19 protein-coding genes and 2 pseudogenes are annotated in these 23283 nt (G+C 72.5%); 8 read left to right on the top strand and 13 right to left on the bottom strand.

The genetic code is table 11. The features are described from left to right. Positions 1 to 9: 9 nt before the first annotated feature. The 3 genes and pseudogenes from mutA to meaB form a co-directional block, all read left to right on the top strand. The gene (gene mutA, locus NEH16_RS29250; protein WP_265545983.1) at positions 10 to 1866 is read left to right on the top strand and encodes a methylmalonyl-CoA mutase small subunit; all 1857 of its coding nucleotides are present in this window, start codon (positions 10 to 12) and stop codon (positions 1864 to 1866) included. Next, complete coding sequence (gene scpA, locus NEH16_RS29245; protein ID WP_265545981.1) at positions 1866 to 4067, top strand: methylmalonyl-CoA mutase; 2202 nt, start codon at positions 1866 to 1868, stop codon at positions 4065 to 4067. Before mutA ends, scpA begins: the two co-directional genes overlap by 1 nt. An 11-nt stretch (positions 4068 to 4078) precedes the next feature. Beyond that, a pseudogene (gene meaB, locus NEH16_RS29240) lies at positions 4079 to 4890 on the top strand (methylmalonyl Co-A mutase-associated GTPase MeaB); the annotation flags it as partial. Positions 4891 to 5103: 213 nt separating this feature from the next. Here the strand turns inward: meaB and NEH16_RS29235 are convergent. The 6 genes from NEH16_RS29235 to NEH16_RS29210 form a co-directional block, all read right to left on the bottom strand. Beyond that, the gene (locus NEH16_RS29235) at positions 5104 to 6465 is read right to left on the bottom strand and encodes an NAD(P)/FAD-dependent oxidoreductase (protein WP_265545979.1); all 1362 of its coding nucleotides are present in this window, start codon (positions 6463 to 6465) and stop codon (positions 5104 to 5106) included. 133 nt (positions 6466 to 6598) lie between these two features. After that, on the bottom strand, positions 6599 to 6967 hold the full coding sequence (locus tag NEH16_RS29230) for a hypothetical protein (RefSeq protein WP_265545977.1): 369 nt from the start codon (positions 6965 to 6967) through the stop codon (positions 6599 to 6601). After that, the gene (ctaD, locus tag NEH16_RS29225; protein ID WP_265545976.1) at positions 6964 to 8694 is read right to left on the bottom strand and encodes an aa3-type cytochrome oxidase subunit I; all 1731 of its coding nucleotides are present in this window, start codon (positions 8692 to 8694) and stop codon (positions 6964 to 6966) included. The genes NEH16_RS29230 and ctaD overlap by 4 nt, the downstream gene beginning before the upstream one ends. A 185-nt stretch (positions 8695 to 8879) precedes the next feature. Further along, the gene (locus NEH16_RS29220; protein WP_073969814.1) at positions 8880 to 11099 is read right to left on the bottom strand and encodes an NADP-dependent isocitrate dehydrogenase; all 2220 of its coding nucleotides are present in this window, start codon (positions 11097 to 11099) and stop codon (positions 8880 to 8882) included. Between the two features lie 100 nt (positions 11100 to 11199). Then, positions 11200 to 12225, bottom strand: coding sequence for a glutathione S-transferase family protein (locus NEH16_RS29215; protein ID WP_265545974.1), 1026 nt, complete (start codon positions 12223 to 12225; stop codon positions 11200 to 11202). Between the two features lie 10 nt (positions 12226 to 12235). Next, positions 12236 to 13714, bottom strand: a complete 1479-nt coding sequence (locus NEH16_RS29210; RefSeq protein WP_265545972.1) for an MFS transporter — start codon at positions 13712 to 13714, stop codon at positions 12236 to 12238. 89 nt (positions 13715 to 13803) lie between these two features. On the opposite strand from NEH16_RS29210, the gene NEH16_RS29205 reads away from it, so the two are divergent. Further along, positions 13804 to 14199 (top strand): TOBE domain-containing protein, encoded by a 396-nt coding sequence (locus NEH16_RS29205; RefSeq protein ID WP_265545970.1) that lies wholly within the window; start codon positions 13804 to 13806, stop codon positions 14197 to 14199. Here NEH16_RS29205 and NEH16_RS29200 read toward each other — a convergent pair. Continuing rightward, a complete protein-coding gene (locus NEH16_RS29200; RefSeq protein ID WP_265545969.1) occupies positions 14196 to 14741 on the bottom strand; it encodes a DUF1697 domain-containing protein in 546 nt (181 codons plus the stop codon). The two genes, NEH16_RS29205 and NEH16_RS29200, sit on opposite strands and share 4 nt — an antisense overlap. A gap of 147 nt (positions 14742 to 14888) precedes the next feature. Between NEH16_RS29200 and dhaK the strand changes: the two are divergent. The 4 genes and pseudogenes from dhaK (at position 14889) to NEH16_RS29180 (ending at position 17486) form a co-directional block, all read left to right on the top strand. After that, positions 14889 to 15880, top strand: a pseudogene (gene dhaK / locus NEH16_RS29195) (dihydroxyacetone kinase subunit DhaK). Between the two features lie 26 nt (positions 15881 to 15906). After that, the gene (gene dhaL, locus NEH16_RS29190) at positions 15907 to 16512 is read left to right on the top strand and encodes a dihydroxyacetone kinase subunit DhaL (protein ID WP_265545968.1); all 606 of its coding nucleotides are present in this window, start codon (positions 15907 to 15909) and stop codon (positions 16510 to 16512) included. Continuing rightward, positions 16509 to 16913: a PTS-dependent dihydroxyacetone kinase phosphotransferase subunit DhaM gene (locus tag NEH16_RS29185; protein WP_265545966.1), complete on the top strand. Its 405-nt coding sequence runs from the start codon at positions 16509 to 16511 to the stop codon at positions 16911 to 16913. The genes dhaL and NEH16_RS29185 overlap by 4 nt, the downstream gene beginning before the upstream one ends. Before the next feature lie 81 nt (positions 16914 to 16994). Then, the gene (locus tag NEH16_RS29180; protein WP_265545965.1) at positions 16995 to 17486 is read left to right on the top strand and encodes an NUDIX domain-containing protein; all 492 of its coding nucleotides are present in this window, start codon (positions 16995 to 16997) and stop codon (positions 17484 to 17486) included. Between the two features lie 27 nt (positions 17487 to 17513). Here NEH16_RS29180 and NEH16_RS29175 read toward each other — a convergent pair whose 3' ends face one another. The 6 genes from NEH16_RS29175 to NEH16_RS29150 all read right to left on the bottom strand — a co-directional run bounded on the left by NEH16_RS29175 (position 17514) and on the right by NEH16_RS29150 (position 23147). After that, a complete protein-coding gene (locus NEH16_RS29175; protein WP_265545964.1) occupies positions 17514 to 18554 on the bottom strand; it encodes an NAD(P)-dependent alcohol dehydrogenase in 1041 nt (346 codons plus the stop codon). A gap of 86 nt (positions 18555 to 18640) precedes the next feature. Continuing rightward, positions 18641 to 19408 carry an SDR family NAD(P)-dependent oxidoreductase gene (locus NEH16_RS29170; RefSeq protein WP_265545962.1) on the bottom strand — a complete coding sequence of 256 codons (768 nt, stop codon included), beginning with the start codon at positions 19406 to 19408 and terminating at the stop codon, positions 18641 to 18643. Further along, positions 19405 to 20082, bottom strand: a complete 678-nt coding sequence (locus tag NEH16_RS29165; RefSeq protein ID WP_265545960.1) for a TetR family transcriptional regulator — start codon at positions 20080 to 20082, stop codon at positions 19405 to 19407. The genes NEH16_RS29170 and NEH16_RS29165 overlap by 4 nt, the downstream gene beginning before the upstream one ends. Positions 20083 to 20159: 77 nt before the next feature. After that, on the bottom strand, positions 20160 to 21371 hold the full coding sequence (locus NEH16_RS29160; RefSeq protein WP_265545958.1) for a PP2C family protein-serine/threonine phosphatase: 1212 nt from the start codon (positions 21369 to 21371) through the stop codon (positions 20160 to 20162). A 145-nt stretch (positions 21372 to 21516) separates the two neighbouring features. Continuing rightward, positions 21517 to 22233 (bottom strand): GNAT family N-acetyltransferase, encoded by a 717-nt coding sequence (locus tag NEH16_RS29155; RefSeq protein ID WP_265545956.1) that lies wholly within the window; start codon positions 22231 to 22233, stop codon positions 21517 to 21519. Further along, a complete protein-coding gene (locus NEH16_RS29150) occupies positions 22230 to 23147 on the bottom strand; it encodes an NADP-dependent oxidoreductase (RefSeq protein ID WP_265545955.1) in 918 nt (305 codons plus the stop codon). Before NEH16_RS29150 ends, NEH16_RS29155 begins: the two co-directional genes overlap by 4 nt. Positions 23148 to 23283 lie beyond the last annotated feature (136 nt).

Below are 23283 nucleotides of genomic sequence, written 5' to 3'. Positions count from 1 at the left end.
ATCTGGGCCATGACGGTCCAGCCTGCTGACGGGCTTCCGCTGGCCGCCGGATTCCCTGACCCCGCCCATGAGCAGTGGCAGAGCCTTGTCGAAGGTGTGCTGCGCAAATCGGGCAAGGACGTGTCGGGACCGGCCGCCGAGGAAGCACTGTCCACCACGGTGGAGGACGGGCTCATCACCCGGCCCCTCTACACCTCGCGCGACGACGCGCCCGATGCCGGTCTCCCGGGCTTCGCCCCGTTCACCCGCGGCAGCAAGCCGGAAGGGTCAACGGCGGGCGGCTGGGGCGTACGCCAGCGGCACGCGTTCACCGATCCCGCCCGGCTCAACGAGGCCGTGCTCGCGGATCTGGAGAACGGCGTCACCTCGTTGTGGCTGGCCGTGGGAGGCGACGACGGCGTGCCGGTCTCCGGTCTGGACCGGGCACTCGACGGCGTCCTGCTCGACCTGGCGCCGATCGTCCTGGATCCGGGCGCGGAACTTGATGCCGCGGCAACCGAGTTGCTGCGGCTGCACGCCGAGCGCGGTGTCCCGGCCGGGGAGGTACGGGGCAGCCTCGGCGCCGATCCGCTGGGGCGGGCCGCGCGCGAGGGCGGCGAGCCCGACCTGACGGAGGCCGTCCGCTGGGCGCGCCGGTGCGCCGAGGAGTACCCGGGCCTGCGCGCGGTCGTCGTGGACGCGATGCCGTACCACGAGGCGGGCGGCTCGGCTGCCCAGGAGCTGGGCGCCTCGCTGGCGACGGGCGTCGCCTATCTGCGGGCGCTGACCGACGCCGGGCTCGGCGTCGAAGCGGCGTGCGCGCAGCTGGAGTTCAGGTACGCGGCCACCGCCGACCAGTTCCTGACGATCGCCAAGATGCGGGCGGCACGCCGGCTGTGGGCGCGGGTCGCCGAGGTCTGCGGGGCTCCCGGCGCCGGGGCGCAGCGGCAGCACGCGGTGACGTCGCCGGTCATGATGACGCGGCGCGACCCGTGGGTGAACATGCTGCGGACCACGCTCGCCAGCCTCGGTGCGGGCGTCGGCGGGGCGGACGCGGTGACCGTGCTGCCGTTCGACCACGCGCTGGGCCTGCCCGACGCGTTCGCCAGGCGCATCGCCCGTAACACCTCCACGATCCTCCTCGAGGAGTCGCACCTGGCCCGGGTCATCGACCCGGCGGGCGGGTCCTGGTACGTGGAGCGACTGACCGACGAACTCGCCGAGGCGGCCTGGGCGTTCTTCCAGGAGATCGAGCGGGCGGGCGGTCAGGCGGCCGCGCTGGGCTCGGGTCTTGTCGAGGAGCGGATCGCGGCGACCTGGGCGGCGCGCAGCAAGGACCTGGCGCGGCGCAAGGAGCCGGTGACCGGGGTGAGCGAGTTCCCGCTGCTGACCGAACGACCGGTGGAGCGCGAGCCGTTCCCGGCGGCCCCGGCCCGGGGCGGCCTTCCGGTCGTCCGGCGCGACGAGGCGTTCGAAGCGCTGCGGGTCCGCTCGGACGCCCATCTCGCGGCGACCGGGAGCAGGCCGCGCGTGTTCATCGCCGCGCTGGGCCCGGCGGCGGTGCACACCGCGCGGGTCTCCTTCGCGGCGAACCTCTTCCAGGCGGGCGGCGTCGAGCCGGTGCACGAGCCGGTGCGGGTGGACGCGTCGACGGCGGCCGAGGCGTTCGCCGCCTCGGGGGCGGACGTGGCGTGTCTGTGCTCCAGCGACGCGCTCTACGCCGAACAGGCGGCGGAGGTCGCCGCGGCGCTGGTCGCGGCGGGCGCGCGGCGCGTGTACCTGGCGGGGCGGCCCGGCGCGTACGACGGTGTGGACGAGTACGTCTTCGCCGGCTGCGACGCGGTGGCCGTGCTCTCTTCCCTTCTCGACCGGATGGGTGTGGCGTAATGCGTATCCCCGACTTCTCCGACATCGGGCTCGGGCCGGGCAGCGCCCCCGAGGTCACCGAGGACCAGTGGCGCGCCGCGGTCAAGGAATCCTCCGGCAGCTCGGCGGGCGACCTGCTGTGGGAGACCCCGGAAGGCATCGCGGTCAAGCCGCTGTACACCGGGCACGACGTGGAGGGCCTGGACTTCCTCGGCACGTACCCGGGGATCGCGCCGTATCTGCGGGGCCCGTATCCGACGATGTACGTGAACCAGCCGTGGACGATCCGGCAGTACGCGGGTTTCTCGACGGCCGAGGAGTCCAACGCCTTCTACCGGCGCAACCTGGCGGCGGGCCAGAAGGGCCTTTCGGTCGCCTTCGACCTGCCCACGCACCGCGGGTACGACAGCGACCACCCCCGCGTGACGGGCGATGTCGGCATGGCGGGCGTGGCGATCGACTCGATCTACGACATGCGCCAGCTCTTCGACGGCATCCCGCTCGACCGGATGTCCGTCTCGATGACGATGAACGGGGCCGTGCTGCCGGTCCTCGCGCTGTACATCGTCGCCGCCGAGGAACAGGGCGTACCGCCCGAGAAGCTGGCCGGGACCATTCAGAACGACATTCTGAAGGAGTTCATGGTCCGCAACACCTATATCTATCCGCCGAAGCCGTCGATGCGGATCATCTCCGACATCTTCTCGTACACCTCGCAGAAGATGCCGCGCTACAACTCGATCTCCATCTCCGGCTACCACATCCAGGAGGCCGGGGCGACGGCCGATCTGGAGCTGGCCTACACCCTGGCCGACGGCGTCGAGTACCTGCGCGCGGGGCAGAACGCGGGGCTCGACGTCGACGCGTTCGCCCCACGGTTGTCCTTCTTCTGGGCGATCGGCATGAACTTCTTCATGGAGATCGCGAAACTGCGCGCCGCCCGCCTGCTCTGGGCCAAGCTCGTGCAGCAGTTCGACCCGAAGAACGCCAAATCACTCTCCCTGCGCACCCACTCGCAGACCTCGGGGTGGTCGCTGACCGCGCAGGACGTCTTCAACAACGTCACCCGCACCTGTGTGGAGGCGATGGCCGCCACGCAGGGCCACACCCAGTCGCTGCACACCAATGCCCTGGATGAGGCGCTGGCCCTGCCCACCGACTTCTCCGCCCGCATCGCCCGCAACACCCAGCTCCTCCTTCAGCAGGAGTCCGGGACCGGGCGGGTCATCGATCCGTGGGGCGGCAGCGCGTACGTGGAGAAGCTGACGTACGACCTGGCGCGGCGGGCCTGGCAGCACATCGAGGAGGTCGAGGCCGCAGGCGGCATGGCCAAGGCCATCGACGCCGGCATTCCCAAGCTCCGCATCGAGGAGGCCGCCGCCCGCACCCAGGCCCGCATCGACTCCGGCCGCCAGCCCGTCATCGGCGTCAACAAATACCGCGTCGAGACCGACGAGCAGATCGACGTCCTCAAGGTCGACAACACCTCCGTCCGCGCCCAGCAGATCGAGAAGCTGCGCCGACTGCGCGAGGAACGCGACGAACAGGCGTGCCAGGACGCGCTGCGCGCGCTGACCGCCGCCGCCGAGCGCGATCCGGGCCCCGGCCTGGAGGGCAATCTGCTGGCCCTCGCCGTGGACGCGGCGCGCGCGATGGCGACCGTGGGCGAGATCTCGGACGCCCTGGAGAAGGTCTATGGCCGCCACGCGGGCCAGATCCGTACGATCTCCGGTGTGTACCGCAACGAGGCAGGGGAGTCGCCGTCCGTGGACCGCACCCGCGCGCTGGTCGACGCGTTCGAGGAGGCCGAGGGTCGGCGTCCGCGCATCCTGGTCGCCAAGATGGGCCAGGACGGGCACGACCGGGGCCAGAAGGTGATCGCGACCGCCTTCGCCGACCTCGGCTTCGACGTGGACGTCGGCCCGCTCTTCCAGACCCCGGGCGAGGTCGCCCGGCAGGCGGTCGAGGCGGACGTGCACATCGTGGGCGTCTCGTCCCTGGCCGCCGGCCACCTCACCCTCGTCCCCGCGCTCCGCGAGGAGCTGGCCGCCGAGGGGCGCGAGGACATCATGATCGTGGTGGGCGGGGTGATTCCGCCGCAGGACGTGGACGCGCTCCTGGAGGCGGGAGCCGCAGCCGTGTTCCCGCCCGGGACCGTGATCCCGGAGGCGGCCCACGACCTGGTGACGCGGCTCGGGTCCGCGCTCGGCCACGAGCTGTGAGCCGCTGACCGATGGCCCCGAGGATCGATCTCGACAGTTATGTGAAGGGCGTGCTCGACGGGAAGCGCGCGCACATCGCGCGCGCCATCACCCTCGTCGAGTCCACCCGCCCCGACCACCGGGCGCTCGCCCAGGAGCTGCTGCGGCGACTGCTGCCGCACTCGGGCCACGCCCGGCGCGTCGGCATCAGCGGCGTGCCCGGGGTCGGCAAGTCGACGTTCATCGACGCGCTCGGCACCATGCTCACCGGCCTCGGGCACCGGGTCGCCGTGCTGGCGGTCGACCCGTCGTCCAGCCGGACGGGCGGTTCCATCCTGGGCGACAAGACCCGGATGGAGCGGCTGGCGGTGGACCCGAACGCCTTCGTGCGCCCCTCCCCACCGCCGGCACGCTGGGCGGGGTGGCGAAGGCGACCCGCGAGTCCGTCGTGGTGATGGAGGCGGCGGGCTACGACGTGGTGCTGGTGGAGACCGTCGGTGTCGGCCAGTCGGAGACCGCGGTCGCCAATATGGTCGACACGTTCCTGCTGCTGACCCTGGCGCGTACGGGTGACCAGTTGCAGGGCATCAAGAAGGGCGTCCTGGAACTCGCGGACGCCATCGCCGTCAACAAGGCGGACGGCCCGCACGAGCGCGACGCGCGGGCCGCCGCCCGTGAACTCGCGGGCGCGCTGCGGCTGATGCACCCGGCGGACGCGGCGTGGACCCCGCCGGTCCTGACGTGCAGCGCCCGCGAGTCGACCGGTCTCGACACGCTGTGGGAGCGGCTGGAACAGCACCGGGCACTGCTGGAGTCGACCGGCCGGCTCGCCGCCAAGCGCAGCGAGCAGCAGGTGGACTGGGCCTGGACGATGGTGCGCGACGAACTCCTGGAGAGCCTGCGCGGCCACCCCGGCGTGCGGGCGGTGGCGCCGGACCTGGAGCGCCGGGTACGGGAGGGGACGCTCCCGGCGACGCTGGCCGCCGAGGAGATCCTCAACGCGTTCCGGGGCTCCGGCCCGGCGGTCTGAGCGGCCGCCGCCGCCCGCCGCTTCCGGTCACATCCGGGTGTGGAGGGCGGCGGTGTGCTTCCGGACCTGCTCCGGGGTCAGGTAGCTGTCGGTGTATTCAAAGTCCCGCAGCGTCGCCGGTTTGCGCATCTGGAAGCCGGTGCGGACGAAGTCGTCACCGGCGGTGGCGTTGATCAGCCAGTTCGCCATGACGCGGGCCTTGGCCACGTTGGTGCGCAGCGCCGACCAGTGGTAGCCGCGCGCCACCGCCTGGGCGCTGATGCCGTGCATCTCGATGCCGAGGGGCTTGGACACGGCATCCTTCCCGCCGAGGTCCACGACGAGCCCCAGGTCCTTGTGGACGTACGGCTGGAGCGGCTGGTTGCGGAGCTTCGCGAGGAGGTTGTCGGCGAGCTTGCGGCCCTGGCGCTGCGCGTGCTGCGCGGTGGGCGGGCAGATCGCGCCGTCGCCCTTGGCCAGGTCGGGCACGGCGGCCACGTCGCCGAGCGCGAAGATGCCGTCGTGGCCCGGCAGCACCATCTCGGGCGTGACGGCGAGCCGGCCCTTCACGGTCTCCGCGTCGAAGGTGCCGACCAGCGGGCTGGCGGCGACCCCGGCGGTCCAGATCAGCGTCCGGCAGGGCAGCACCCGGCCGTCGGTGAACGTCACGGTGTCGGGCCCGGCCTCGGCGACGGACACGCCGAGCGACACCTCGATGCCCCGGTCGCGCAGCACCTTGAGGGCGCTGGCACCCAGCTTGTCGCCCAGCTCGGGCATGAGCTTCGGGGCGATGTCGATCAGGTGCCACTTGACGAGCTTCGGGTCGAGGCGGGGGTAGTGCCGCAGCGCGCTGGTGGTGAGCCGCTGGAGGCAGGCCGCGGTCTCGGTGCCGGCGTAACCACCGCCGACCACGACGAACTGGAGCCGGGACGCCCGCTCCTCCTCGTCGTCGCTGGCGTCCGCGAGGTCGAGCTGCGCGATGACGTGGTCGCGTACGTAGGCCGCCTCGGCCAGCGTCTTCATGCCGCGGGCGTGGTCGAGGAGCCCGGGGATGTCGAAGGTCCGGGTGACGCTGCCGGGGCTGAGGACGAGGTGGTCGTACCGTTCGTTGACGATCTCGTCGGTGATCTTGCGGATCACGCACACCTTCGCCTCGGGGTCCACGCCGATGGCCCCGCCGGGAATGATCCGGGTGCGGTGGCGGCTGCTGCGGCGCAGCGAGAGCGCGACGGACTGCGGGGTCAGCACACCGGACGCCACCTGGGGCAGCAGGGGCAGGTAGAGCTGGTACGAGAACGGGGCGACGAGCGAGACGTCCGCTTCTCCGGGCCGCAGCCCCCGCTCCAGACGGCGTACGCACTCGACCCCGGCGAAACCGGCTCCGACTACGAGAATCCTGGGTCGTGCCACAGTGATCGTCCCTTCTGGGGGTCTGCACGGTCGTCCGTTCGCCTGCCCCGTCACACGCGCCCGTCACCTCTCATCTTCACGACCGGGCGGCGAGTGCGCCTGCTGGGACGGCAGAACGGACGACCGCGCCGGCTCACCTGGCCAGGTAGCCGACCACGCCGCAGGCGCCGCCCGCCGCGCCCGCGCAGACCACGGCGGCGGCGACACAGCGGGCGCGCAGCCTGCGGTAGCGGTCGGTGTACTCGCCGCGCAGTTGCAGGGCGCGGGCGGCGATCCGGGTCAGCACCGCCCGGGATTCGGCGGTCCGCTCGGCGGTGTAGACCCGCTCCACGTCCTCCCGCTGGGCGGTGGTGAGCCAGGGCAGTTGGTCGGTGAAACGGCGGGCGAGCCTGCGTGCCTGCTCGACCTCGGCGTTCCACAGCAGGTAGCCCTCCATCTGGGCCAGTCCCCGGGCGCTCTCGGCGTCCGCGTCGGCCGGTGGCCGCCTCTTCTCGCCGCTCACTCCTGCTTGTCCCCCGGTGCCACCGTCATGGCGGTGTGGGGCCGGGTCGCGGCCTCCTCCAGCTCCCGTACGGCGGGGTGGTGGAGGTCGAAGGCCGGGGACTCGGAGCGGATACGGGGCAGGGTGACGAAGTTGTGCCGGGGCGGCGGGCAGGAGGTCGCCCACTCCAGCGAACGGCCGTAGCCCCACGGGTCGTCCACCTCGATCTTCTTGCCGTACTTGGCGGTCTTCCAGACGTTGTAGATGAAGGGCAGCATCGACAGGCCGAGCAGGAAGGAGGCGATGGTCGAGATGGTGTTCAGCGCGGTGAAGCCATCCGCGGCGAGGTAGTCCGCGTACCGGCGGGGCATGCCCTCCGCGCCCAGCCAGTGCTGCACCAGGAACGTGCCGTGGAAGCCCACGAACAGCGTCCAGAAGGTGATCTTGCCGAGCCGCTCGTCCAGCAGCTTCCCGGTGAACTTCGGCCACCAGAAGTGGAACCCGGCGAACATCGCGAAGACGACGGTGCCGAAGACGACGTAGTGGAAGTGCGCCACCACGAAGTACGAGTCCGAGACGTGGAAGTCGAGCGGCGGCGAGGCCAGGATCACCCCGGTCAGGCCGCCGAAGAGGAACGTGACGAGGAAGCCGACGGACCAGAGCATCGGGGTCTCGAAGGAGAGCGAGCCCCGCCACATCGTGCCGATCCAGTTGAAGAACTTCACCCCGGTGGGCACCGCGATGAGGAACGTCATGAAGGAGAAGAACGGCAGGAGCACACCGCCGGTGACGTACATGTGGTGCGCCCACACCGTGATCGAGAGCCCGGCGATGGCGGTCGTCGCTCCCACCAGGCCGATGTAGCCGAAGATCGGCTTGCGGCTGAAGACCGGGATGATCTCGGTGACGATGCCGAAGAACGGCAGGGCGATGATGTACACCTCCGGATGGCCGAAGAACCAGAAGAGGTGTTGCCACAGCAAGGCGCCGCCGTTGGCCGCGTCGAAGACATGGGCACCGAACTTGCGGTCCGCCTCGAGCGCCAGGAGCGCCCCGGCGAGGACCGGGAACGCCAGCAGCACCAGCACGGCGGTCAGCAGGACGTTCCAGACGAAGATCGGCATCCGGAACATCGTCATGCCGGGGGCGCGCATGCAGATGATCGTGGTGACGAAGTTGACCGAGCCGAGAATCGTGCCGAACCCGGAGAAGGCCAGGCCCATGATCCACAGGTCGCCGCCGATGCCGGGCGAGCGGACCACGTCGGTCAGCGGCGAGTAGGCGAACCAGCCGAAGTCGGCGGCGCCGTTCGGCGTGAGGAAGCCGGCCACCGCGATGAGCGAGCCGAACAGGTAGAGCCAGTAGGCGAACATGTTCAGCCGGGGGAACGCCACGTCGGGCGCGCCGATCTGGAGTGGCATGATCCAGTTCGTGAAGCCGGCGAACAGGGGCGTCGCGAACATCAGCAGCATGATCGTGCCGTGCATCGTGAACGCCTGGTTGTACTGCTCGTTCGACATGATCTGCATGCCCGGCCGGGCCAGTTCGGCGCGCATGAACAGGGCGAGCAGCCCGCCGCCGAGGAAGAACGCGAACGAGGTGACCAGGTAGAGCGTGCCGATCGTCTTGTGGTCGGTGGTGGTCGCCCACTTGATGACGACGTTGCCGGGCTCCCTGCTGCGCACCGGCAGCTCGTTGGAGTACGACTCCTCGTCCTCGGCCGTACCTGGTGTGCCCGTCGTCGTCACGGGGCCGCTCCTTCGCTTGTGCATCCGTGTTACCGGATGCAGCAAACCAGCGAAGCGGGTCCGTCGCGCGGCCCGGCACCCGCCGGGCCGCGACATTCACCCGTCAGGGGGGTGAACGCCTTGCCCCGGACACGCCGACGCCCCGGCGCGGCGGAGGCCGGCCGGGGCGTCGGGTGACCTTCGGGTCAGGCGAGGCTCGCGATCGCCTGGTTGAACGTCGCGGACGGGCGCATGACGGCCGCGGCCTTGGCCGGGTCGGGCTGGTAGTAGCCGCCGATGTCGGCCGGCTTGCCCTGGACCGCGATCAGCTCGTCCACGATCGTCTGCTCCTGCTCGGCCAGCGTCTTGGCGAGCGGGGCGAACGCGGCGGCGAGCTCGGCGTCGGCGTTCTGCTGCGCCAGCTCCTGGGCCCAGTAGAGGGACAGGTAGAAGTGGCTGCCGCGGTTGTCGATGCCACCGAGGCGGCGGGAGGGCGACTTGTCCTCGTTGAGGAACGTGGCCGTGGCCCGGTCCAGCGTGTCGGCGAGGACCTGGGCGCGGGCGTTGCCCGTGGTCTGCGCGAGGTGCTCGAAGCTGACGGCGAGGGCCAGGAACTCGCCCAGGCTGTCCCAGCGCAGGTAGTCCTCCTTGACGAGCTGCTGCACGTGCTTCGGCGCGGAGCCGCCGGCGCCCGTCTCGAAGAGGCCGCCGCCGTTCATCAGCGGGACGACGGAGAGCATCTTCGCGCTGGTGCCGAGCTCCAGGATCGGGAAGAGGTCCGTCAGGTAGTCGCGGAGCACGTTGCCGGTGACGGAGATGGTGTCCTCGCCGCGGCGGATGCGCTCCAGGGAGAAGGCGGTGGCCTCCTGCGGGGTCATGATCTCGATCCGGAGGCCCTCGGTGTCGTGCTCGGCGAGGTACGTCCGGACCTTCTCGATGAGCTTCGCGTCGTGCGCGCGGTCCGCGTCGAGCCAGAAGACGGCCGGGCTGCCGGTCGCGCGGGCGCGGGTGACGGCGAGCTTGACCCAGTCCTGGATCGGCAGGTCCTTGGTCTGGCACATGCGGAAGATGTCGCCGGCGCCGACGGCCTGCTCCAGGACGGCGTTGCCGGCCGCGTCCACGACGCGGACGGTGCCGGTGGCGGGGATCTCGAAGGTCTTGTCGTGGCTGCCGTACTCCTCGGCCTTCTGCGCCATGAGGCCGACGTTGGGCACGGAGCCCATCGTGGCCGGGTCGAAGGCGCCGTTGGCGCGGCAGTCGTCGATGACGACCTGGTAGACACCGGCGTAGCTGCTGTCCGGCAGGACGGCGATGGTGTCGGCCTCGTTGCCGTCCGGGCCCCACATGTGGCCGGAGGTGCGGATCATGGCCGGCATGGAGGCGTCGACGATGACGTCGCTGGGGACGTGCAGGTTGGTGATGCCCTTGTCGGAGTCGACCATGGCGAGGGCCGGGCCCTCGGCCAGCTCGGCCTCGAAGGACTCCTTGATCTTCGCGCCCTCGGGCAGGGCCTCCAGGCCCTTGAGGATGCCGCCCAGACCGTCGTTCGGGGTCAGGCCGGCCGCGGCGAGCACGTCACCGTACTCGGCGAAGGTCTTCGGGAAGAAGGCGCGTACGACGTGGCCGAAGATGATCGGGTCGGAGACCTTCATCATCGTGGCCTTGAGGTGCACGGAGAACAGGACGCCCTCGGCCTTGGCGCGGGCGATCTGGGCGGTGATGAACTCGCGCAGGGCGGCGACGCGCATGACGGACGCGTCCACGACCTCGCCCGCGAGGACCGGGACGGACTCGCGCAGGACGGTGGTGGTGCCGTCGTCACCGGCGAGCTCGATGCGCAGGTTGCCGGCCTCGGCGATGACCGCGGACTTCTCGGTGGAACGGAAGTCGTCGACGCCCATGGTGGCGACGTTGGTCTTCGAGTCGGCGGTCCAGGCGCCCATGCGGTGCGGGTGGGTCTTGGCGTAGTTCTTGACCGACGCGGGGGCGCGGCGGTCGGAGTTGCCCTCGCGCAGGACCGGGTTGACGGCGCTGCCCTTGACCTTGTCGTAACGGGCGCGGACGTCCTTGTCCTCGTCGGTCTTCGGGTCGTCCGGGTAGTCCGGGAGGGCGTAGCCCTGGGCCTGGAGCTCGGCGATCGCGGCCTTCAGCTGCGGGATGGAGGCCGAGATGTTCGGCAGCTTGATGATGTTGGCGCCCGGGGTGGTGGCCAGCTCGCCGAGCTCGGCGAGAGCGTCGTCGATGCGCTGGTCCTCGCGGAGGCGCTCGGGGAAGCCGGCGATGATCCGGCCCGCCAGGGAGATGTCCCGGCTCTCGACGGTGACACCGGCCTTGGAGGCGTACGCCTCGATCACGGGCAGGAACGAATACGTCGCCAGGGCCGGGGCCTCGTCGGTGTGTGTATAGATGATGGTCGAGTCAGTCACCCTGTGCTCCGCTCCACGTCTGCAACATTGCTTGACATCAAGATATCTCGTGAGCGGGGCGGACTCGACAGGACCCCGCCACACACGGCGGGATCACGCCCTAGGGCTGGTGGGCGGTGGGGATCGCCTCGTTCTCCGGCACGGGTCCGGGCGGGGTGCCGTCGCCGAAGGGGCGGCCGCCGAGCTGTTCGCGGTGGTGCGGGGTCAGCCAGCCGGAGAGGTCGGGGCCCGCGGGCACGATGCCGGTCGGGTTGATGCCGGTGTGCACCCGGTAGTAGTGCTGCTTGATGTGGTGGAAGTCGACCGTGTCCCCGAACCCGGGGGTCTGGTAGAGGTCCCTGGCGTACGCCCACAGCACCGGGTCCTCGGAGAGCTTCCGGCGGTTGCACTTGAAGTGGCCGTGGTAGACGGCGTCGAAGCGGACCAGGGTGGTGAAGAACCGGATGTCGGCCTCGGTGATGGTGTCCCCGACGAGGTAGCGCCGGTCCGCGAGCCGCTCGGACATCTGCTCAAGGCGGCGGAACAGCGCCTCGTACGCCTCCTCGTAGGTGTCCTGGCCGTCCGCGAACCCGGCGCGGTACACCCCGTTGTTGACGTCCCGGTAGATGCCCTCCATGACCTCGTCGATCTCCGCGCGCAGCGGCTCGGGGTAGAGGTCGGGCGCGCCGGGGCGGTGCAGGGCGGTCCACTCGGTGGCGAGGTCCAGGGTGATCTGCTGGTAGTCGTTGGTGACCAGCTTCCCGCTGGGTACGTCGACGATCGCCGGGACGCTGACGCCGCCCGGGTAGTCGCGCTCGCGGGCGTCGTACGCCTCGCTGAGGTAGCGGATGCCGAGCACCGGGTCCCGGCCATCCGGGTCGAGCGTGAAGCGCCAGCTGCGGTCGTCCTGGAGCGGGTCGGCGACGGCGAGCGAGAGCGCGTCCTCCAGGCCGAGCAGCCGGCGGGAGACCAGGGCGCGGCTGGCCCAGGGGCAGGCCCGGCTGGCGACGAGCCGGTAGCGGCCCGCCTCGACGGGCCAGCCGTCGCGGCCGTCGGCGGTGACGCGGTCCGCGAAGTGGCTGCGGGAGCGCTTGAAGGGCTTGTGACCGTACGAGCTGTTGCCGTCGGTGCCGGCGGAGTCGTTCATCGCGTTCTCCTCAGGAGGCGGCTGCGGGTGGGGAGTGCTGTGTACGCCGTCTGCCCCGTCGGCCGCCGCCCACGTCGGCGATGGCGACGAGCAGGGCGCCGACGACGAAGGCGACGGAGACGATGAGCCCGTGGTCGTACGCGTCGGACCAGCCGTCCCCGCCGACCTGGGCGAAGAACACCGCTCCGACGGCGGCGATCCCGATCGCGGAGCCGACGCGCTGCCCGGTCTGGAGCGTGCCGCCGGCGCTGCCCGCGGTGGCCACCGGCACCTCGGAGAGCGTCAGGGTCTGGTTGGGGGCGATGACCAGGCCGCTGCCGAGCCCCGCGAAGAGCAGCGGGGCCGCCATCGCCCAGCCGGCACCCCGGCCGGGCACCAGGTGGACGGCGAGCGCGGTGGCCCCGAGCCCGATGGCCACGGCGGCCAGGCCGACGACGACGAGGGGACGGCCGAAGCGTCCGACGAGCCGGCCACCGGGGCTCGCGGCGACGGCGGAGCCGAGGGCGAAGGGGGTGATCGCCAGACCGGCCTGGAGGGCGGTGTAGTGCAGGCCGCTCTGGAGGTAGAGCGTGGTGATGAAGAAGATCGAGGTGAATCCGGCGAAGTACAGCAGGATGAGCAGGCAGCCAAGCCAGTACGAGCGCACCTTGAAGAGCCGGAGGTCCACGACCGGCTGGGTGCCGCGCCGGCCGCACCGGGACTCCCAGCCGACGAACGCGCCGAGCAGCGCCACGGCCAGGATCAGCAGCAGCCACTTCTCGTCGCCGGGCCACTGGCGGGACTGGACGAAGGGCAGCAGCAGGGCCAGGACCCCGGTGCCGAGCAGCAGCACGCCGAGCGGGTCGAGGTCCCGCAGCCGGACCGGGCCGGCCGACGGGGTGTCGGGCAGCAGGCGGCGGGCCAGCAGGAGGCAGACGAGCCCCAGCGGCAGGTTGACGTAGAAGACCCAGCGCCAGCCCTCCTCGGCTCCGGCCGCCTGGATCAGCAGGCCGCCGAGGAGCGGGCCGACGGCGGTGGAGATGCCGACCACCGTGCCGAACATGCCGAAGGCGCGACCGCGCTCGCGGCCCTGGAACATCTGCTGGATGAGAGCGGAGATCTGCGGCGAGACCATGCCGCCGGCGAGCCCCTGGACCAGTCGGGCGATCACCAGCCACATGCTGGACTGGGCGGCCCCGCAGGCCGCGGAGGACAGCGTGAAGAGCGTGAGCCCCGCCATGAACACGGCGCGCCGGCCGCGGGCGTCGCCGAGCCGTCCGGCCGGGATGAGGAACAGGCCGAAGGCCAGCGCGTAACCGGAGAGGACCCATTGCAGGTCGGACTCCGGGGTGTGCAGCCCCTCCTTGATGGAGGGGAGCGCGACGTTGACGATCGAGACGTCCAGGAGGGTCATGAACCCGGCGACCAGGCAGACGGCAAGCGCGCGCCACCGTCGCGGATCGGGCGTGTCGTGCCCGTCGGAACCCCGGTCCCCCGCGCTGTCTGCCATGGTTCGCACCCTAGGACGCGGGCCCGGATTCCTCATCTCGGCTGGTCCACCCGGCCGTGCGGGGCGGGGCGCCGGTTAGGGTACGGCGCATGCAGTCGTACACGATCGGGCAGGCGGCCCGGCTCCTGGGTGTCAGCCCCGACACCGCCCGGCGCTGGGCCGACGCGGGGCGCGTCGCGACCCACCGCGACGAGGGCGGCCGCCGCCTCATCGACGGCCGCGACCTGGCGGCCTTCTCCGTGGAGGTCGCGCAGAGCGGAGCGGGCGACGAGGAGGTCTCGTACACCTCCGCGCGCAACGCGTTCGCGGGCATCGTCACCGCCGTGAAGCTGGGCGATGTGGCCGCGCAGGTCGAGATCCAGGCCGGACCGCACCGGCTGGTGTCCCTGCTGACCCGGGAGGCCGTGGAGGAACTGGGCCTGGAGGTCGGGGTGCAGGCCACCGCCCGGGTGAAGTCGACCAGCGTGCACATCGACCGGGCCTAGGCGGTTCCCTTCCTGGCCGCGGCCAGGATCTTCGCGACGGTGTGGAAGAAGCGGGTGGTCGCGTCGCGGCCCAGGACGCCTTCCTGGAAGCCCTTGGCGGCCGGTGCCTTGCCGTTGATGAGGTGCCAGACGACGAACGCGTCGTAGTCGGTGTGGCCGATGATCTCCATGTCCTTCTTCGGGGAGAGCATCGGCAGGTCCAGATCCGACGGGATGCGCTCGGTCGTGAACACGACGCAGCAGCGGATGTCGTCGGTGACGGTGACGTCCTTGAACGGGTCGAGCGCGATCAGCTCCTCCAGCTCGGGGACCGTGCGCAGGCAGACCGCGACGTCGTAGCCGAGGGCCCCGGCGAGGTGGTCGCCGATACGGGCGGCGAGGGCGGCCCGGTCGGTCTCGTCGGACTCGAAGAAGACGTTGCCGCTCTGGATGTAGCTGCGTACGGAGGCGAGACCCAGCTCCGTGAAGAGTCCGCGCAGCCGCTCCATCTTCACGGAGCGGCCCGGCACGTTCAGCCCTCGGAGCAGCGCGATGTACAGCAAATCCGGTCACCTGTTCCTGCGGGAGGGGGCGCGGGGCGCGGCGGACGGCGACAGCGTAGCCCCGCCGTCTTCGCAGCGGCGCGATCACGGCCTACGGTGGGAACGGTTCACGCCGTCCGGGTCCGACAGCTCTCCTGGGAGATTCCGTTGCGCATGCTGATCAACGTTCCCGAAACCGTGGTGGCCGACGCGTTGCGCGGGATCGCCGCCTCCCATCCCGAGCTGACCGTGGACGTGGAGAACCGGGTCGTCGTACGCCGGGACGCGCCCGTGGCCGGGAAGGTGGCCCTGGTCTCCGGTGGCGGGTCGGGGCACGAGCCGCTGCACGCCGGGTTCGTCGGGCCCGGAATGCTGTCGGCGGCGTGTCCGGGCGAGGTGTTCACCTCTCCGGTGCCGGACCAGATGGTGCGGGCGGCGGCCGCCGTGGACAGCGGCGAGGGCGTGCTCTTCGTCGTCAAGAACTACACCGGGGACGTCCTCAACTTCGAGATGGCGGCCGAGCTCGCCGAGGAGGAGGGGCTGCGCGTCGAGCAGGTGCTCGTGGACGACGACGTCGCGGTGACCGACAGCCTCTACACCGCCGGGCGCCGGGGCACGGGGGCCACCCTGTTCGTGGAGAAGATCGCGGGCGCGGCGGCCGACGAGGGCGCCCCGCTGGACCGGGTGGCCGCGATCGCCCGCCGGGTGGACGAGTCCTCGCGCAGCTTCGGCGTGGCCCTCAGCTCCGTCACGACGCCCGCGAAGGGCTCCCCACCTTCGATCTGCCCGCGGGCGAGCTGGAACTGGGCATCGGCATCCACGGCGAACCGGGCCGGGAGCGGCGGGCGATGATGACCTCCGGGGAGATCGCGGACTTCGCCGTGAACGCGGTCCTGGACGACCTGCGGCCCAGCGGCCCGGTCCTCGCCCTGGTCAACGGCATGGGCGCGACCCCGCTGCTGGAGCTGTACGGGTTCGGCGCCGAGGTGCACCGGGTACTGCGGGAACGGGGCGTGGTGGTCGCCCGTACGCTCGTGGGCAACTACGTGACCTCGCTCGACATGGCGGGCTGCTCGGTGACGCTGTGCCAGGTGGACGAGGAGCTGTTGCGGCTGTGGGACGCGCCGGTCGAGACGCCGGCGCTGCGCTGGGGACGCTGATCCGCGTGACGGACCTAGGAGATCAAGTGCTCGACGCCGATTTCTTCCACCGCTGGATGACCGCGACCGCCGGTCTGGTCGACCGTGAGGCGGCGCGTCTGACCGAGCTGGACTCCGCGATCGGGGACGCCGATCACGGCAGCAATCTCCAGCGCGGGTTCGCCGCGGTCTCGGCGGCCCTGGCGAAGGAGCCGCCGCGGACGCCGGGGGCCGTGCTGGCCCTGGCCGGACGGCAGCTGATCTCGACGGTCGGCGGCGCCTCGGGCCCGCTGTACGGGACGCTGCTGCGGCGTACGGGCAAGGCGCTGGGCGACGCCGCCGCCGTGTCCCCCGCCGATCTGGCGCGGGCGCTCGGCGAGGGCGTCGCCGCGGTGGCGCAGCTGGGCGGGGCGCAGGCCGGTGACAAGACGATGCTCGACGCGCTGCTGCCGGGCGTGGAGGCGCTGGGAACCTCGTTCGCGGCGGGCCGGGACGCGGCGGCCGCGGGTGCGGAGGCGACCGTGCCGCTCCGGGCGCGCAAGGGGCGGGCGAGCTATCTGGGCGAGCGGAGCGAGGGGCATCAGGACCCGGGGGCGACCTCGGCGGCGCTGCTGATCGCGGCGCTGGCGGAGGCGGACGGGGGCGCGGAGTGAGCGCGCAGGTGGGCATCGTGCTGGTCTCGCACAGCGGGGCGGTGGCCGAGTCCGTGGCGGAGCTGGCCCGGGGGCTGGCGGCGGGCGGGGCGACGGCTCCGGTGGCCGCGGCGGGCGGCACCGGGGCGGGCGGGCTCGGGACGAGCGCGGAGCTGATCGCAAAGGCCGCCCGGGCGGTGGACGGCGGGGCGGGGGTCGCCGTCCTGGTCGATCTGGGGAGCGCGGTCCTCACGGTGAAGGCGATGCTCGCCGAGGGCGACGAACTCCCGGCCGGGACGCGGCTGGTGGACGCCCCGTTCGTGGAGGGCGCGGTGGCCGCGGTGGTCACGGCGTCGGCGGGCGGGGACCTCGACGCGGTGGCAGCGGCGGCCTCGGAGGCGTACGACTACCGCAAGGTCTAGGACCTGTCCGGCGGACCTTCGTGGCCCGCGAGGATCCGCCGGACAGGCCCCGGCGGCCGGTTGCCGCGCACACTTGGCGGTATGACGGCCAAGAAGACCGCCCGCCGCAGCGCGGGCCTCCTGCTGTTCCGCACCGGTGCCGGGCGCGGCCTCGAAGTGTTCATCGGCCACATGGGCGGGCCGTTCTGGACGGGGCGCGAGGAGGCCGCCTGGTCGGTGCCCAAGGGCGAGTACGGCCCCGACGAGGAGCCGAGGGCTGCGGCGCGCCGGGAGTTCGAGGAGGAGTTCGGGCATCCGGCGCCGGACGGTGCGTGGGTGGATCTCGGCGAGGCCCGGCAGCCCAGCGGGAAGACGGTGACCGTGTGGGCGGTGGAGGGCGATGCCGATCCGGCGAGCGCGGTGCCGGGCACGTTCGCGATGGAGTGGCCCCGGAAGTCGGGGACGCTGCGGGAGTTCCCGGAGATGGACCGGTTCGCCTGGTGCACGCCCGAGGAGGCGGCGGTGCGGCTGGTGAAGGGGCAGCGGGTCTTCGTGGACCGGCTGCGGGGGCGTCTGGCGGAGGGCGGGGCCTGATGCCGGCCCCGCCCCGCCCGCCACGGCTCAGCTCTGCGGGAGGATGACCGCCCGGCCGTTGATCTTGCCGGCGTGCAGGCGCTCGTAGGCGAGCGGCGCCTCGTCCAGCGGGTAGGTCTCGACGTGCACGTCCACCGCACCGGCGTGGGCCAGCTCCAGCACCTCGGCCAGCTCGGAACGCGATCCCCAGTACGGGGCGGTGACCGTCGTGTTGAACGGAAGGGCGCCGAAGCCCACGGGCAGCGCTCCCCCGCCGATGCCGACGATGGTCACGTCGGAGTCGATGGCGGCCGCCGCGCCGGCGGTGGCGACGGTCGGCGGGGCGCCGACGAAGTCCAGGACGACCTGGGCGCCGATGCCGCCCGTCAGCTCACGGATGCGGGCGGCCGCGTGCTCGTCGGACAGGACGGTCTCGTGCGCCCCGACGGCGCGGGCGAGGGCGAGCTTGTCCTCGGTGACGTCGAGGGCGACGACCCGGGCGGACGTCAGGGCGCGCAGCAGCTGGATCGCCACATGGCCGAGGCCGCCGGTGCCGATGACGACGACGGTGGCCCCGGGCACCAGCTTCGGCAGCGAGCGCTTGATGGCGTGGTACGGGGTGAGGCCGGCGTCGGTGAGCGGCACGGTCCTCACGGGGTCGAGGTCGCCGATGGGCAGCAGGTGGCGCGGGTCGTCCACGATCATGTACTCGGCCATGGCGCCGGGCGAGCCGAGGCCGGGCGGGTTGATGCCCAGCTCGGCGGCGCGCAGGCAGTAGTTCTCCTTGCCCTCGGCGCACTTCACGCAGGTGCCGCAGCCCCAGGGGCCGTAGACCGCGACGGACTGGCCGGTCTCCAGGCCGGTGACGCCGTCGCCGAGCGCGGCGATCGTGCCGACGCCCTCGTGGCCGAGGGTGAGGGGCAGCGGGTACGGGAACTGGTCCGCGGTCCAGCTCATCACGGCGATGTCGGAGTGGCAGACGCCCGCCGCCGTGACCTTCAGCAGCACCTGCCCGGGGCCCGGCTCCGGGTCGGGCACGGTGACGACCTCGGGTGCGGCGCCGATCTCGCGGTACTGAACTGCCTTCATGGGGTCCTCCTCGACCTCTGTGGCTGTCTTCTGTGCTGACCCCCGGAAATGTGCTGACCCCGAATGCGCTGCCCCCCGAAACCCCCTCAGGAGGCCGAGTAGCCGCCGTCCACCAGGTGGTAGCTGCCGTGGATGAACGAGGCGCGGTCGGAGAGCAGGAAGGCGGCCAGCTCCGCGACCTCCTCGGACGTGCCCAGGCGGCCCGCCGGGTGCAGCGAGATCAGGTGGTCGCGGGCCGGGCCCTCCGTGTTCCGCAGCAGCGGGGTGTCGATGAAGCCGGGGCCCACCGCGTTGATCCGGACGTTCTGGGCGGCGTACTCGAGGGCGGCGGTCTTGGTGAGGCCGACGACGCCGTGCTTGGCGGCGACGTAGGCCGGCGAGCCGGCGAAGCCGTTGGTGCCCAGGATCGAGGACATGTTGACGATCGCGCCGCCGCCCGCGGCGACGATGGCGGGCAGTTCGTAGCGCATCGAGTAGAAGACGCCGCTGAGGTTGGTCGCGACGACCCGGTCCCAGTCCGCGACGGCGTACTCACCGGTCGGGTTGCTGGGTCCGCCGATGCCGGCGTTGTTCACGGCGAGGTGCAGGGCGCCGAAGGTGTCGACGGCGAACCGCACGCCCGCCTCGACGGACGCGGGGTCGGTGACGTCCATGGCCACGGCGGCGGCCCGGCCGCCGGCGCTCTCCAGGGCGGCGGCCGCCTCGCGGGCGCTCTCCTCGTTGTAGTCGGCGACCACGACCGAGGCGCCCGCGCCGGCGAGCCGGTGGGCGAGGGCCAGGCCGATGCCGGAGGCCCCGCCGGTGACGAGGGCGGTGCGGCCGGCGAACTCCTGGTCGGTGGGGGTGGTGCTCATGATGTGCCGTTTCCTTCCGTGGTGCTGGTGGTGCTGGTGGTGCTGTGCGGCGCGGGGCCGGTGAAGAGTTCGCCGACCAGGGCATCGAACGCCCGTTCCACGAGCCGGGGCAGCTCGTCGGGGCGGTCGCCGCGGACCCAGGCGGCCTGGGCGGCGAGCAGGGCGCCGGCTCCGGCGGCGACCGTGACGGCGGGCCGCAGGTCGCTGAGGGGGTCGGTGCCGAGCCGGTCCGCGATGATGGCGACCGAGTCCGCCTGGGCGTCCACCCGGATGTGGTGGAAGGCCGCGTAGAGGGTCGGTTCGCGCTCGGCGAGTACCAGCAGCTCGTAGATGCGCGGGCGGCGGTGCCAGGCCGGGATCTCGGGGTCCGCGAGCCAGTCCTGGACGGCCCGGCGGTAGGCGGTGAGCGGGGGCTCGTCGGCCGGGCGGGCGCGCAGGGCCTCGTTGATGCGGTCGCCGTCGCCCCGGACCGAGTCAAGGACGGCGTCCTCCTTGCCGGCGAAGTACCGGCTGAAGGTGCGGCGGTCCAGGTCGGCGCGTTCCGCGATCTCCTCGACCGTGACCTCCCGGAGCCCCCGGTCGAGCACGAGCTCGAACGCGGCCCCGGCCAGCGCGTCCCGGGTCCGGCGGGCCTTGCGGCCCCGCCTGTCCGGAATCTTCTGTTCCGCCTGCATGTCTTTCACCGTACACCCGAAAATGTCCCGGCGCGACAGAAGTCTCGCCGGGACATCGAATGCCTGGTGGGTGCCTGTTACCGCCCGCTGAACGCCTCGGCGGGCGGCATCGCCTCGTACAGCGTCGGTTCGGTCGGAGCGGGGGCCGACGCGGAGACCCGGCTCAGCGCCAGTACGGCGATGTCGTCGCGTCGCACACCGCCGGAGAACTCCTCCAGGTCGTGTCCGAGCGCGTCGAGCAGTTCCCGGGGCCCCTGGCGTGCCCAGCGGCTCAGCCGGGCGTCGAGCGGATAGAAGCGCCCCTCGGGGTCGCGGGCCTCGGTCACCCCGTCGGTGAACATCAGGAGCGTCGCGCCGGGCGGGAAGTCGAGCCGTTCCGCGGTGCGGCCCTCGTCGCTGAGTTCCGCCATGCCCAACGGTACCGACGTCCGGCGCAGCGGCACGGTGACGGCGACCCCGTCGTGCACCAGGCGCGGCGGCAGATGGCCGCAGTTGACGGCCCGGACCCGGCCGTCGCCGTCGAACCCGAGGACGAGCGCGGTCACGAAGCGTTCCGTGTCGCCGGTCTGGGCGGCGAAGGCGTTCTGCCGGACGACGGCGTCCTCCAGCCGGTCCACGACACCGATGAGGGAGGGTTCGCGGATGGCCGCCTCGCGGAACGCGCCGAGGACGGCGAAGCCCACACCGATCGCGGGAAGCCCCTTGCCCTGGACGTCGCCGATGATCACGCGGGTGCCGTAGGGCGACTGCACGACCTCGTAGATGTCCCCGCCGACCAGGTGGTCCTCCTCGATCGGCGTGTACGAGCCGTGGGCGGTGATCTGGTCGGTGGGGATGGGCAGCGGGCGCAGGATCTGGCGCTGGAGCGCGACGGCGGCGGAGCGGAGCCGGGCGACCTCGATGGCGTGCCGGATGCGCAGCACGCAGGCGCCGATACCGAGGAGACACGCCAGGACGGTGAAGACGACACTGCTCGCGATGTCCCAGTTGCTTCCCCCGGCCGCCAGGCGCGAGGCGACGGACACCGCCAGGACGAAGGCGGCGACACCGGTGGTCTGGGCGATGGTGCCGAAGACCGAGACGAAGGCCGGTACCACCACCAGCAGGGGCACCAGGCGCAGATCCTGGCCCGTCGACACGTCCAGGCAGACGATCGCGGCGGTCAGCAGGGCCAGCGCGCCGAACAGCACCCCGTTCCCGACCCGGGGGGCGCGCACGGCGGCCTCTCCGAGGTCGGTGCCGGGAAGCGTCACGGGGGGCGCGGGCCGGCTCAGGAGTCCGAACGTCAAGGCCCTCTCCTTCCGGGATCGGCCGGCCGGATGCCGGCGCCTGCCCCCATTCGACCCGGTCGGAGGGGTGGCGCACACGAGGCTTACGGCCCCGGGGGCCGCGCCGAAGGTCCCGGAAAGCGCGGAGACACCGCCCTGCCCCCTCTCAGCGCGCCGCCACGGGCACCCCGGCCGGGACGAGGGCAGCCAGGAATTCGACCCCTCGGCGGAGCTCGAAGCCCAGCGACTCGTAGAGCCGGACGGCTCCGGTGTTGGCGGCCGCCGCGTGCAGGAACGGGATCTCGCCGCGCTGCCGGATCTCGTGGGCGACGGCGCGCACGAGTCCGCCGCCGAGCCCTTGGCCGCGTACCGACGCGTCGGTGCAGACGGCGCTGATCTCGCTCCAGCCCGGCGGGCGCATCCGCTCACCCGCCATGGCGACGAGCACCCCGTCCCGGCGCACCCCGAGGTAGGTGCCGAGCTCGACGGTCCGGGGCTCGAAGGGGCCCGGCCGGGTGCGGGCGACCAGGTCGAGCATCTCCGGTACGTCGGCGGGGCCCAGCCGGACCGCTTCCGGCAGGGGCTCCGCGGCCACGCCCGCGTCCACCAGCTGGACGCCGGGGGCATGGAAGGTGATCTCCCAGTCGGCGGGCGGGGGCTCCCGGAAGGCGGTGATCGTGACGCCTCCGCCCGGCCCGGTGAGCGCCGCCACGTCGGCCCAGTCGGCCGGCCCGGGATCCGGCGGGAGGGCCACCCAGGGGGCGACCGCGGCGGGGTAGCGCAGCACGCGGCCCCGGCCCTCGGCGAAGTGGGCGTGCGGCCCGCGCAGCGCGCTGCCGACCGGGTCGTCGAGCGGGTGGCCCGGCTCCGGGTGCGTGGTCACGCGGTCACCTCGATCACGGTCTTGCCCAGGGCGTGGCCGTCCTCCACCGCGCGCAGCGCGTCGGCCGCCCGGTCGAGGGGCACGGTCCGGGTCACCTGGGTGCGCAGGACCCCTTCGACGGTCAGCCGCGCCACTTCGTCGAGGACGGCGGCGGTACGGGCCCGCCGGACGGGTTCTCCGCCGAGTTCGGTCACCAGGGGCTTGCCGCCGGCGCTGATGAGCGCGGCCGGGTCGGTCAGCCCGGCCGCCTCGCGCAGGGTGTCGCCGCCGACCAGGTCGAAGACGGCGTCCACGCCCTCGGGCGCGGCTGCCCGCACCCGGTCGGCGAGGCCGGTGCCGGACGGGATGTGCTCGGCGCCCAGGGACTCCACGAAGTCCTTCTTGGCCGCGCTCGCGACGCCGAGGACCCGGAGGCCCGCGTGGCGGGCGAGCTGGACGGCGGCGCTGCCCACGCCGCCGCCGGCCCCGGTGACCAGGAGCGTGGCGCCGGGCGCGAGGTCCAGCTGGCGCAGGCCGTCGTAGGCGGTGGCGGCGGCGACGGGCAGGACCGCCGCGTCGGTGAAGGACAGGGCGGCCGGCTTGTGGGCGGTGACGGCTGCGGGCATGAGCGTGTACTCGGCGTACCCGCCGGTCAGCGGGTTGCCGAACACCTCGTCGCCGGGCGCGAAGCCCTCCACTCCGGGGCCGGTCTCCACGACGGTGCCGGCGGCCTCGCTGCCGAAGACGGTCGGGAACGGCAGCGGCTCGCTGCCGGGCCGCGTGTAGCCGGTGCGCAGCTTCCAGTCGACCGGGTTGACGCCCGCCGCGCGGACGGCGACGAGCAGTTCGCCGGGGCCGGGTTTCGGCCGTTCCAGATCGGCGAAGCCCTCCACCTCCGGGCCGCCGTTGCGGGTGAACACGTACGCCTTCGGCATGAACTCCTTCTCCCCTGTTCCGTGCGCCGGCGCCCGCCGACGGGCGCCCCAGCTGCGGCAAGGACGGGTGGCGCCCGGGTATTCCCGTACCGTCGATTTCGACTCAATCACGGCCCGGTACGCGCCGGTCGGCCCC

It is taken from the genome of Streptomyces drozdowiczii, from assembly GCF_026167665.1.
GTDB lineage: Bacteria > Actinomycetota > Actinomycetes > Streptomycetales > Streptomycetaceae > Streptomyces > Streptomyces drozdowiczii_A.
The sequence above is the reverse complement of the archived record's forward strand: the minus strand, read 5'-3'. Positions and strand labels throughout refer to the sequence as shown.

What these genes read in the sequence shown, in the direction of transcription:
- NEH16_RS29175 (WP_265545964.1), bottom strand. Translation starts at nt 18,554, where the DNA reads ATGAAGGCAGTTCAGTACCGCGAGATCGGCGCCGCACCCGAGGTCGTC.
- NEH16_RS29180 (WP_265545965.1), top strand. Translation starts at nt 16,995, where the DNA reads ATGACGGCCAAGAAGACCGCCCGCCGCAGCGCGGGCCTCCTGCTGTTC.
- NEH16_RS29205 (WP_265545970.1), top strand. Translation starts at nt 13,804, where the DNA reads ATGCAGTCGTACACGATCGGGCAGGCGGCCCGGCTCCTGGGTGTCAGC.
- NEH16_RS29150 (WP_265545955.1), bottom strand. Translation starts at nt 23,147, where the DNA reads ATGCCGAAGGCGTACGTGTTCACCCGCAACGGCGGCCCGGAGGTGGAG.
- mutA (WP_265545983.1), top strand. Translation starts at nt 10, where the DNA reads ATGACGGTCCAGCCTGCTGACGGGCTTCCGCTGGCCGCCGGATTCCCT.
- NEH16_RS29165 (WP_265545960.1), bottom strand. Translation starts at nt 20,082, where the DNA reads ATGCAGGCGGAACAGAAGATTCCGGACAGGCGGGGCCGCAAGGCCCGC.
- NEH16_RS29170 (WP_265545962.1), bottom strand. Translation starts at nt 19,408, where the DNA reads ATGAGCACCACCCCCACCGACCAGGAGTTCGCCGGCCGCACCGCCCTC.
- NEH16_RS29215 (WP_265545974.1), bottom strand. Translation starts at nt 12,225, where the DNA reads ATGAACGACTCCGCCGGCACCGACGGCAACAGCTCGTACGGTCACAAG.
- scpA (WP_265545981.1), top strand. Translation starts at nt 1,866, where the DNA reads ATGCGTATCCCCGACTTCTCCGACATCGGGCTCGGGCCGGGCAGCGCC.
- NEH16_RS29210 (WP_265545972.1), bottom strand. Translation starts at nt 13,714, where the DNA reads ATGGCAGACAGCGCGGGGGACCGGGGTTCCGACGGGCACGACACGCCC.